The following is a 10,568-nucleotide window of genomic DNA, read 5'->3' as shown; positions in this document are numbered from 1 at the left end:
CTCGTCACCCACGCCTGGATGAAACCGTATCGCAAAGGAGAGCGCTGATGACGAGGACCACCACCCCTCGGGGCGCGCTGCTGGCGGCCTTGCTGGCGCTGGCCTGCGCCAATGTGCAAGCACTCGGCAGCAACTACAGTTACGACACATTCAAGACACCCGACGCGGTCAGCTGGGTACAGATGTGCGGGACATGGGGCAAGGACAAGCAGGGGACCTATCGCGTTCTGCACGCCGACCAGTACGCACAATCTTTTCTTTATGTTCAGTGGATGGCACGCGACGCCAACGGCAGCCTGCATGCCGAGCACACGGTGGGGATTACGGAGATGAACAACGACCACTCGGAGATCACGCTCAGCGGCCTCAGCTGCCGCGCAACGCCGAGCGGCATCGTGCTCACGGCGCGCGCCTCCTCAGGGCATGACGACAAGCTGCGCCGCATCACCATCGAAGTCGGTCCGGCCGACGGCCAGTACCGCTACCGCGCGCAACGCGCCCGCTGACACCCCACACAAGGCCCATCGCCATGCTAGACCTCCTCATCACCCATGCCACCCTGCCCGACGGCCGCAGCAACATGTCCATCGCCGTGCAAAACGGCAAGATCACCGCCGTCGAGCCCGGCCTGCAAGCACCCGCCAAGGAAACCATAGACGCCGCCGGCTACCTGCTAAGTCCGCCCTTCGTTGACCCCCACTTCCACATGGACGCCACGCTGAGCTACGGCCTGCCGCGTGTCAATGAAAGCGGCACGCTGCTCGAAGGCATCGCGCTATGGGGCGAACTCAAACCACTGCTCAAGGCCGAGGCCATCATCGAGCGCGCCCTCGCCTACTGCGACTGGGCCGTCGCCAAAGGCCTGCTGTCAATCCGCAGCCACGTCGACACCAGCGATGCCAGCCTGCTGGCCGTTGATGCGCTGCTCGAAGTGAAGAAACAAGTCGCCCCCTATATCGACCTGCAGCTGGTCGCCTTCCCGCAGGACGGCGTGCTGCGCAGCCAGGGCGGCGTCGAGAACCTCAAGCGCGCGCTAGCCAAAGGCTTGGACGTGGTCGGCGGCATCCCGCACTTTGAACGCACCATGGCCGACGGCGCCGCCAGCGTCAAGCTGCTCTGCGAGATCGCGGCTGAACGCGGCTTGCTGGTCGACATGCACTGCGACGAATCCGACGACCCGCTGTCGCGCCACATCGAAACCCTGGCGTATGAAACCCAGCGCCTGGGCCTGCAGGGCCGCGCCAACGGCAGCCATTGCACCTCCATGCACAGCATGGACAACTACTATGTCTCCAAGCTGCTGCCCCTGATCGCCGAAAGCGGCGTCAGCATCATCGCCAACCCCCTGATCAACATCACACTCCAGGGCCGCCACGACAGCTACCCGAAACGCCGAGGCATGACCCGCGTACCCGAACTCATGGCCGCCGGCGTCAACGTCGCCTTCGGCCACGACTGCGTGATGGACCCCTGGTACGGCATGGGCAGCGCCGACATGCTCGAAGTCGCGCACATGGGCCTGCACGTGGCGCAGATGACCAGCCAGAAAGGTATACGCCAGTGTTTTGATGCGGTGACGGTCAACGCCGCGAAGGTGATGCACCTCGAAGGCTATGGGCTGGAGGTGGGCTGCGACGCGAGTTTTGTGCTGCTGCAGACGCGGGATCCGGTGGAGGCGATCCGCTTGCGGGCGAATCGGCTGAAGGTTTGGAAGAAGGGAATGCTGCTGGCGCAGACGCCCGAAGTCTCGGCGCAGTTGTCGCTGCCGGGCCGGCCGGCCGCGACTGGTTTTATGGTTGCTCGATAGAGCCAATAAAGAGCTACTCATGAATCCATCCATCGCCCATGCCGAGCTCATCGCCACTTACAGGAAGGCGGAAGCAGAGGCCGCCTATAAATTCGGCTTGATCAAAACCGTTGCGGCCAAAGGCCCCAAGGCGATCCAGATGGCCGTCGAGACCGCGGACAAAGCCGCCAAACGCAGGGATGCTTATGCCAAAAAGCTCGCGGCGCTCAACGTGGACCTCAAGGATTAGCCGCACCCTTTGCGGATAATCAGGATTTGGAAAGAAAGAAATGCGATGAACCCCGAACCAGAAGAAGCCGAAGAAGCGGAAGAGCCGGAACCGATCGAGGAATACGTTCCCGGTGTCGCAAATGGCCGCAACTACATGGCCAGGCTGTGCCATCTCCCCGACGGTCCCTGGTACATCGATGTGGTGCATATTGAATCGCTGCCGCCCCTGCACGACAGCGACGAAAGGACCTGGCCCACGCGCGATGAGGCTGTCCAGGCGGCCAACAAGCTGGTGGCCGATCTGGGGCACTGACCTCCTCTTACCCCTTCCCCCGCTGGGGGAAGGCAGGGATGGGGGCCAACCGGCCTCCAACCCAAAGCGGCGGTGTCATCAAACGCCGCGGGCCCCCATCCCAACCTTCCCCCAAAGGAGGAAGGAGGAAGAAAGAACAATCCGCACGCCGGCGCGCGAATGTAACGCCTTGCTTGTGCCCTTGCAGCCCAGGCAAGCAGCACCATCTGGATGCCAGCGGCCCGCCGGGCTTGCATCCTCACCCAAGGAGTATTCATGTTCAAACGTCTGACTTTGCTCTGGGTTCTGGTACGCGGCGATGCACGGCGGCTGTGGACGGCCCTGCGCCACCCCGAAGCGCCCGCCTGGTTGAAATGGGGTACCGCGGCGATTGCGCTCTACCTGTTCTCACCGATTGATTTCATCCCCGACATGCTGCCCGTCATCGGTATTGCCGACGACCTGGTGCTGGTTCCGCTGGCGATCCGCTGGCTGCTGAATCGCCTGCCGCCCGGGATCGCCGATCCTGAGGCAAAACCCCAGGAATGAATGCCACCCCGCACGCTCTCCCTTGATGTCAACGCGTCCCATTTCACTGACGATTGCGCTCCCTTCCGGCGCAACCATTTCCGGCCTGCTGCAGAAGCCGGCCGGCGCTGAGGCTTGCTACGTGTTCGCCCACGGCGCCGGCGCGGGCATGGACCACGTTTTCATGGCGTCCATCGCCCACGGCCTCGCGGAACGCAGCATCGCCAGCTTGCGCTTCAATTTTCCGTTCATGGAACAAGGCTCAAAACGCCCGGATTCCCCCGCCGTGGCGCATGCGGCGATCCGGGCAGCGGTCGCTGAAGCGGCGCGGCATATGCCTGCTGGTGTGCCTCTGTTTGCCGGCGGCAAGTCATACGGCGGGCGCATGAGCACGCAGGCGCAGGCGGCTGAGCCATTGCCCGGGGTGAAGGGCCTTGTGCTGGTGGGCTTTCCGCTGCACCCGGCCGGCAAGCCTTCCATCGAACGCGCCGCGCACCTGGCGGGCGTCAAGCTGCCCATGCTCTTTTTGCAGGGCACGCGCGATGCCCTCGCCGACCTGGACCTGATCACGCAGACCACCGCAAGCCTCGGCAAAAAGGCCAGCCTGCATATCGTGCACGGCGCCGACCACGCTTTTCATGTGCTGGTGCGTTCAGGCCGCACCGATGCGCAGGTGCGCGACGAACTGCTGGATGCCATGGCCGCGTGGATGACGACGCGCTAGCTTCCCCGCACGTGCATCAACACGGTACGGCCTGCGTTGCGTGTGGCTGGTTTTGCCAGCTGAGGCAGGTACCGCTGACCAGCACCTCCACCATCTCCGCCTGCCGGTCCTTGTTTTTCTTCAGTGAGTCGCGGTCCTTGTTCCGGGAAAGCTCGTGCTTGATGCGGGCAAAGTCCAGCGGGTGCACCGTGCGAATGCGGGCCATGCCGCCATTCACACCAACAACCATAAGCAGAGGGCGTGCCAACTGGTAACATTTAGCCATGTTGGGTACCACCATCCCGGGGGGCTGTTACAGGGAGCTTGCGTGCTTATTCAGAAGACATCGCGCTCAGGCATTCACCAAATTGTTGGGTAGCGGCAAATCTTTCTCTTGAACCACCGCGTACTCCACAGCCAGTCGCAGCTAACCTTCAAAGACAAATAACAAGGGAGTGTGAAATGACGGGATTTTTGGGATTGCAAAAAAGTTTCTGGATTTTCCTTGTCCTCCTGGGGATTTCCGGTTGTACGGGTGTTACCGAAACTCGGATGGCTGCTACGCCAAACCGAGCCCCCATTTCCAAAAAACTGGTGGTACTGATCGACAACGACGTAATCAGCGCAGCTTTTTCCTCCTACAAGGGCTCCGTGCCTTTCGCATCAAAGTCCGCCGACTACCAGGGCTTCATCGACCACTTGGTAGCAAGCGCTCGTAGTGAAGCAGAGGCAGCGGGAATCGACGCAAAAGTCGAAGTAATCTCTGTCAAAGCCTTACGTTCAGGTATCCCCTACCCTTCCTCCAACCAACCAGTTCTAGTTATAAAGGCCCTTTCTTTCACCAAGCGAACCGAAGTTATTGGCAACCGGGATCTTGGCTGGAATGGGGATACGGCCTGGGATTTCAGCCTGTTTGAAAAAGTCGGAGGAAACGCGTACAAACAGACGTGGTCGGCCGTCACCAAACACGAGAACCTGAATCCTTTCCTATGCGGCAACTATGGAGACTGCAGCAAGGCACTTGTGGGACGAGTATTTGCCCAGATGAGAAAAGACGGCGTCGTGCGGTAGGCCCACAATGTCGTTCGCAGCGATTCACAATTGACGAACGCGCTGCAAAAGCCGTAATTCACACCGACTAGAGCGCTCCCTAGTAAACGGCCAATGCTGTCACTGGCGGATGGAGCCTGTGAAATCGATGATCGACTTAATTTCATCGAGGGATGTGTCGAACCATTCCGCACCAGGAACGCTCTCGTCAGGCCGTCACCAGCTTGTTGGGTACCGGCACATCCTTCTCCTGCACCACCGCATATTCCACCGCCAGCGGTGAGCTATAGTGATTAGCAGCTCAACTATCCCCGTCTGCTAGACGGCGCATATGGTTACAGACGAAATCGAAGCATTTAGGATTGCTTGCATCTCTGCGCGTGACCGGGGGTGGCCATGGCAACCACCGTACTGGCTCGAACTTGACAACGGCGAATGGCAGATTCAAGCTGAATGTGAGCGCATCATTCGAGTCAGCCAAACCAATGGGAATGTCATTCCCGAAGTAGCGTCTCTAGATCCTATTGCTGCAATGTCTGTCGCTCGCACCTACGCCATGGAAAATTCGTTGCCTTGGCGCCCGGGTTTCTCGTTGACGCTGAGTCCCGAGCATTGGGTCATTGGTGCTTGCCAAAGCCAATTTGGTGGTCAAACTTCAATCTACGTGAATCACCAGGGCGAGGCCGTTCGTCACTGGGTAAACCCAAAATGAACGAGCGTCCCCGATAGAAGACGCCGCAATTTTGTTCGTCTTTACCCCAAGCATTCGATAGTGTTTTTTCGGCACGCAAATCATGAACAATGAAGTAACTCTTCTTGATTTCATCAAGCAACACTGGTCGAAGAACCATCCTGCTCAACTTGAGCGCGGCGTTTGGGTAGCTATGCATGAGCCAATGTCTATTGACGAAGATGAACCGCATACCCCTGTATGCAAGGCATGGCTCATTACTGATAGAAGCACTGAGTGCCGTCAGCTAGTGTCGTTCAAGCTCTTTGCCGAGAACAAGCTGAAAGTAAAAGCGAACGAATCACACGAAATGGGTGAGGCAAACATTGCTCCCTATCAAGATGGTAGTCACTACTACATTGACTTTCTGATGGGGCCCCTTCGCGGCGGAGCTATGAAAGCTGAAGTCATTGAAGGAAAAGTTGTCAATAGAGGCCGCCTATGGTCCGCGTGAAGCCGCTACCGTAGCAGATGCGATCCTTGATCGCTTGGTCAGCGGCTACTCGTAGCGGGTGGGAGCTAAAAAGCGAGTCAATGCGTCAACAATGCAAACGCAAGTTCTCAAAAGTCTGATCGGCTGGAGGCCATGAAGCAAGCCCGCCCAAGCGGCGGATTTTAATTGGAATGAGCCGCCTACCTTGAACTGGAATGGGCGGCGGTTTTGGACTGGAACTCGTGGCAGTGTTGCACTGGAATACGCACTATTTCTCGTATCGATACCAACTGATAGGCCTGAGAAGTTCATTCGCCTCGCATTAAACTGTCCAAAAAAAAATCAAGCCATCTCGATTACACCCATCAAGGCCACCCCCATGACAAGCTACTGGCTCATGAAATCCGAACCCGAAGAGTGCTCCGTCGACGATGCGCTCTCGGCGAAAAACTCGACAGTCCCCTGGGTCGGTGTTCGCAACTACCAGGCGCGCAACTTCATGCGTGACGGGATGAAGGTCGGGGACGGCGTGCTGTTCTACCACTCGAGTTGCGCCGAGCCGGGCATTGTCGGCATCGCGCGTGTGGCGTCTACGGCCTACCCCGACCCTACGCAGTTCGACCCGAAGTCGCCCTACTACGATCCCAAGTCCAAGCGCGAGGAGCCGCGCTGGCTGCTGGTCGATGTGCAAGTGACGAAGAAGATTCCCAACATCACCTTGCCCGAGCTGCGCGCGCGGCCCGAGCTTGAAGACCTGATCATCCTGCGCAAGGGCAACCGGCTGTCGATCACGCCGGTGGAGCCCAGGCACTGGAAGGCAATCGTCGGGCGCTGAATAGACGCTAAGTCTTTGGTTCTCTGTGCCCGGGCACGGCGCATACCAATGGTTCAGGGCGCAAAAAACCAATGCCGCCCAATACCCTGAGCCGCGTGACAAACACACAACAGCGCGGCCGCCGCCCAATTCGTCACTGTCATTCCTGACACTAGCACCCAGCGCCGCCAAGACCGGTACTTCGTCTGTGTACATAGCGTTTGACGACGCATCCCTCTCCCGCTCACCCGGCCTTCTGTGCCCCCCAACCCTGTCAGCCCTGACAGGTTGACCGTTGCACGGGCCGATCAACACAATGATTTGAACAACAAGGGCGGGACGACAAGAGGGGGAGCGGTGAACTGCCCGCGGCACTGGCTGCGGGCATGGCCAGGGGGGCTGCCGGGGGTCGGCATGCCGCCCCGCTTGTCTTGAGTCCCACGAGATCTGGTTTTTTACTCCAACAGAGGGCTTCTCATGACACGACTTCTCCCACGGCGCGCACTGCTGGTGCAGGCGGCTTTGCTGGCGGCGGCATCGCCGGCGGCCTTTGGCCAGGCCACTCCCATCCCCTCAGGCAAGGTGGCGAGCGGCAAGCTCACGGTCGCCGCCAAACCGGCGGCCGCGAAGCCCGCCGCCGCGGCGCCTGTGGCCATCGAGTGGCCCACCAAGCCGATACGCTTGCTGATCGGTTTCCCGCCGGGCTCGGTGCAGGACTTGTCGGCGCGCTCCATCAGTGAGCAACTGTCCAAGACCCTGGGCCAGCCGGTGATTGTGGAGAACAAGGCCGGCGCCTCGGGCATCATCGCGGCCGACCAGGTGGCCAAGGCAACCGACCTGCACACCTTCGGCGTGATGAACAACAGCCAGCTGACGATTGCCAAGCTGCTGAACCCGATGGCGCCTTACGACCCGGCCGTGGACCTGGCGCCGATCGCGCTGATCGGCACGACGCCCATGGTGATGGTGGTGAGCAATTTCGCGCAGGGCAGCACGCCGCAGGAATGGCTGACCTGGCTGCGCAACCAGGGCGACAAGGCCAACTACGGCTCGCCGGGCGCGGGCACGCCGGGCCACCTGGGCATGGAGCTGATCAAGAGCCGCAGCGGCGGCCTGGGCGTGATGCATGTGCCCTATCCCGGCAACCCGCAGATCATCACGGCCATGCTGGGCGGCCAGCTGCAGGCGGCGCTGCTGCCGCCTGGCCTGGCGATGCAGCAGGTGAAGGCCGGCAAGATGAAGGTGATAGGCGTGACCTCGGAGACGCGCAGCATGCTGGTGCCGGAGCTGCCGACCCTGCGCGAGGTCGGCATCATGGGCGCCGACATGGAACTCTTCACCGCGCTGGCCGGCCCGGCCTCGTTGCCGGCCGCGGTACGCGACAAGCTGGGCGCGGCGCTGATCGACGTGCTCAAGACCGGCGAGACGCGCCAGCGGCTGATCACGGTGGGCTGGCAGCCGGCGCCCTCCACGGCCGAAGGCCTGCGCACGCGCATGCGCGCCGACACTCGCAACCTGGGCGGCATCATCATGCTGCGCGGTATACGGGCCGACAGCTGAGCGGCCGCTGAACGGGGCAAGGCTTTCGCGCCTTCGCCCCACCCTCTCTCCCTTCCCCGGAATGCGCCGGCCCGCGAGCCGGAAGCGGCCGCCCGGCTGTGGTTTACTCTGCCTTTACCGAAGCACTACCTGCCGGACGCGCAAGCGTCTTGAAAATAGGCGGGGCGCGCAAGGCTGCGCGTCAACCACAGGAAGAGGACATGCATATTTCATCGGCACACTGGCGAGCGGGGGCCGCGGCCCTGCTGCTGGCGGGCCTGGCTTGCACCAGCCATGCCCAGTACAACACCGGAGGGGCGCGCGCCCCTCGCCCCGGCGAGGCCCAGGCGGAAGGCCCGCAGGCGCCGCGCGTCCAGTCACGCTGGGAGCAGGTGAGCCGCAGGCTGTTTGACCTGCGGGTGGCGCTGCAGATTACAAAAGAGCAAGGCCCGGCCTGGGAGAATTTCCGGGGGCGTTTCCTGGACATGGCGACCAGCGGCCCAGCCGGCATGCGCATCGTGGACGAACAGAACGCGAAAGACGCCTTCCAGTACCTGCTGGCCGACGCGCAAAGGCGCTCCAACATGCTGGCCACGCTGGACGCCACCGCGCAGGTCTTGCTGGCCCAGTTCAGCCCCGAGCAGCTGCAGATCGCCGACCGGGCGCTGCCCGGGCTGCTGGCGGACTATGGCGGCATCCGCTAAGACCAAGGCCTAGCCGGCCGTAGACTTCAGCGCCACCAGCACCACAACCACCACCGCCAGGATCAGGGACACACCGCGCCAGAAGGCCACCGGGTTTCGCTCCAGCAAGGGCTGGCGGGTCTTGTGCAGGAAAGCCTGCCCGGGATGGCGCAGGTCGTGGACAAACTCCGACAACTCGCCGTAGCGTTTCGCGGGGTTGGGGTGCACGGCCTTGCGCAGCACCTCGTCTATCCAGGCCGGGATCTCGCGATCCTCGTAGAGCACCGAGTCATAACGCAGCTTGTCCTGCGCGGCACGCGTGCGGCACCTGGCCACCTCGGCGCCATAGGGCAGCTTGCCGGTCAGCATCTGGTAGGTGATAACGCCGAGCGAGAAGAGGTCGGAGCGCGGGGTGCCGCCCTCGCCCAGGAAATACTCGGGCGCTGAATACTGGGCCGTGCCCAGGATGTCCTCGTGGCCGCCGGGTGTGTCCGCCTCCACAAGGCCGGCCACGCGGGTGGCGCCGAAGTCGATGATTTTCGCGGTGCCCGTACCGTCGATCATGATGTTCTCGGGCCGCAGGTCCTGGTGCAGCATCTCGTGCCGGTGGAAGGCACGCAGGCCCTTGGCGATCTGCTCGACCAGACCGCGCACCACCTCCAGGCTGGGCCGGGGGTTGTCTATCATCCACTGGCTCAGCGTCTGCCCATCGATGTATTCGGTGGCCACATACACATAGTGGCGCTTGCGGGTCGGCACATAAGGCTTGAGCACATGCGCGCTGTTGATACGCCGGGCAATCCACTCTTCCGTCAAGAAGCGCTCAAGGTAAGCCGGATCGCCGCCCAGGTCTATGGACGGCGTCTTGAGGATGACCAGCGCGCCGGTGTCGTTGTCGGTGGCCAGGTAGATGTGGCTGCGGCTGCTGCCCCGCACTTCACGGACGATGGTGTAGCCGTCAAACACCGTCCTGGCCTCGAGGATGGGCGGAAGCGGCAGGCCTGAGAGCTGCTGCAGCATCTCGCCGGCCTCGCGGCGGGGCAGCGCATCGACGCGCACGAGCTGGACCGTGAGGTTGTCTTCGCTGCCGCGCTGGAAGGCTTTGTCGACAATGGCCCTGGCGGCAAGCTCAAGGCCTTCGGGCGCATCGGCGCCGCCGCGGATGATGGCGGTCATGTCGTGCTCGGTGATGTGTTCATACACGCCGTCGGTGGCCAGCAAGAAGATGTCGCCCTGCTCCACCGGCTGGGTCTGGTAGTCAATTTCAAGCTGGGGCTTGAAGCCCAGCGCGCGGCCCAGGTAGCTCTGGCCCTGGGCAATCCACACGCGGTGGTCATTCGTCAGCTGCTCCAGCACCTTGCCGCGCAGCCGGTAAATGCGTGAATCGCCGACATGGAAGATATGCGCCGTGGTCGACTTGATGACCATGGCGCTCAGGGTGCACACATACCCTTTGTCGCTGTCGTAGCGGTACTGGCTTCTCTGTGTCTGCGCATGCAGCCAGGAGTTGGTGGCGCTCAAGATCCGCTCGGCCGAGGTCTTGACCGACCAGGCTTCCGAGGTGCAGAAATAGTCTTCCAGGAAACCGGTGACGGCGTACTGGCTGGCCACGTCGCTGACGGCGCTGCTGCTGATGCCGTCGGCCAGCGCGATGGCGATGCCCTTGGCGCTCAGCTGTGGCTCCACCGGCACGTAGATGCCGTGGAAATCCTGGTTGGTCTCCTTGCGGCCCTTGTCCGAATACTGGCCTGCCGATATCTTCAGTTCAGTGGACATGTG

Annotated in this window: 14 protein-coding genes; 12 read left to right on the top strand and 2 right to left on the bottom strand. The window is 61.8% G+C overall.

Translation table 11 applies throughout. The features are described from left to right. The first annotated feature begins 47 nt into the window (after positions 1 to 47). From AC1D1F_RS08620 to AC1D1F_RS08595, 6 genes are all read left to right on the top strand, one after another. Entirely contained in the window at positions 48 to 506 is a 459-nt protein-coding gene (locus tag AC1D1F_RS08620) for a hypothetical protein (RefSeq protein ID WP_477677437.1), read from the top strand. Positions 507 to 529: 23 nt separating this feature from the next. Continuing rightward, positions 530 to 1,807 carry an amidohydrolase family protein gene (locus AC1D1F_RS08615; RefSeq protein WP_477696899.1) on the top strand — a complete coding sequence of 426 codons (1,278 nt, stop codon included), beginning with the start codon at positions 530 to 532 and terminating at the stop codon, positions 1,805 to 1,807. Between the two features lie 19 nt (positions 1,808 to 1,826). Next, positions 1,827 to 2,036 (top strand): hypothetical protein, encoded by a 210-nt coding sequence (locus AC1D1F_RS08610; protein ID WP_477679208.1) that lies wholly within the window; start codon positions 1,827 to 1,829, stop codon positions 2,034 to 2,036. 45 nt (positions 2,037 to 2,081) lie between these two features. Further along, entirely contained in the window at positions 2,082 to 2,330 is a 249-nt protein-coding gene (locus AC1D1F_RS08605) for a hypothetical protein (protein ID WP_477679209.1), read from the top strand. Positions 2,331 to 2,585: 255 nt separating this feature from the next. Beyond that, positions 2,586 to 2,858 carry a YkvA family protein gene (locus AC1D1F_RS08600; RefSeq protein WP_477679210.1) on the top strand — a complete coding sequence of 91 codons (273 nt, stop codon included), beginning with the start codon at positions 2,586 to 2,588 and terminating at the stop codon, positions 2,856 to 2,858. Between the two features lie 25 nt (positions 2,859 to 2,883). Further along, positions 2,884 to 3,561 carry an alpha/beta family hydrolase gene (locus tag AC1D1F_RS08595; protein ID WP_477679211.1) on the top strand — a complete coding sequence of 226 codons (678 nt, stop codon included), beginning with the start codon at positions 2,884 to 2,886 and terminating at the stop codon, positions 3,559 to 3,561. Positions 3,562 to 3,577: 16 nt separating this feature from the next. Here AC1D1F_RS08595 and AC1D1F_RS08590 read toward each other — a convergent pair whose 3' ends face one another. Beyond that, positions 3,578 to 3,790, bottom strand: a complete 213-nt coding sequence (locus AC1D1F_RS08590) for a GSU2403 family nucleotidyltransferase fold protein (RefSeq protein ID WP_477696904.1) — start codon at positions 3,788 to 3,790, stop codon at positions 3,578 to 3,580. Positions 3,791 to 4,002: 212 nt separating this feature from the next. Between AC1D1F_RS08590 and AC1D1F_RS08585 the strand changes: the two genes are divergently transcribed. From AC1D1F_RS08585 to AC1D1F_RS08560, 6 genes are all read left to right on the top strand, one after another. After that, the gene (locus AC1D1F_RS08585; protein ID WP_477696898.1) at positions 4,003 to 4,611 is read left to right on the top strand and encodes a hypothetical protein; all 609 of its coding nucleotides are present in this window, start codon (positions 4,003 to 4,005) and stop codon (positions 4,609 to 4,611) included. A 310-nt stretch (positions 4,612 to 4,921) separates the two neighbouring features. After that, positions 4,922 to 5,302, top strand: coding sequence for a hypothetical protein (locus AC1D1F_RS08580; RefSeq protein WP_477679107.1), 381 nt, complete (start codon positions 4,922 to 4,924; stop codon positions 5,300 to 5,302). Between the two features lie 82 nt (positions 5,303 to 5,384). Then, the gene (locus AC1D1F_RS08575; protein WP_477679108.1) at positions 5,385 to 5,774 is read left to right on the top strand and encodes a hypothetical protein; all 390 of its coding nucleotides are present in this window, start codon (positions 5,385 to 5,387) and stop codon (positions 5,772 to 5,774) included. Positions 5,775 to 6,132: 358 nt separating this feature from the next. Beyond that, positions 6,133 to 6,588, top strand: coding sequence for an EVE domain-containing protein (locus AC1D1F_RS08570; protein WP_477679109.1), 456 nt, complete (start codon positions 6,133 to 6,135; stop codon positions 6,586 to 6,588). Positions 6,589 to 7,044: 456 nt separating this feature from the next. Continuing rightward, on the top strand, positions 7,045 to 8,127 hold the full coding sequence (locus AC1D1F_RS08565) for a Bug family tripartite tricarboxylate transporter substrate binding protein (protein WP_477678786.1): 1,083 nt from the start codon (positions 7,045 to 7,047) through the stop codon (positions 8,125 to 8,127). A gap of 200 nt (positions 8,128 to 8,327) precedes the next feature. Further along, a complete protein-coding gene (locus AC1D1F_RS08560; protein ID WP_477678787.1) occupies positions 8,328 to 8,810 on the top strand; it encodes a hypothetical protein in 483 nt (160 codons plus the stop codon). Between the two features lie 9 nt (positions 8,811 to 8,819). Here AC1D1F_RS08560 and AC1D1F_RS08555 read toward each other — a convergent pair whose 3' ends face one another. Beyond that, complete coding sequence (locus tag AC1D1F_RS08555; RefSeq protein ID WP_477696896.1) at positions 8,820 to 10,565, bottom strand: bifunctional protein-serine/threonine kinase/phosphatase; 1,746 nt, start codon at positions 10,563 to 10,565, stop codon at positions 8,820 to 8,822. Between the last annotated feature and the right edge of the window lie 3 nt (positions 10,566 to 10,568).

The organism is Polaromonas sp. P1_H6 (assembly GCF_056405195.1).
The sequence above is the reverse complement of the archived record's forward strand: the minus strand, read 5'-3'. Positions and strand labels throughout refer to the sequence as shown.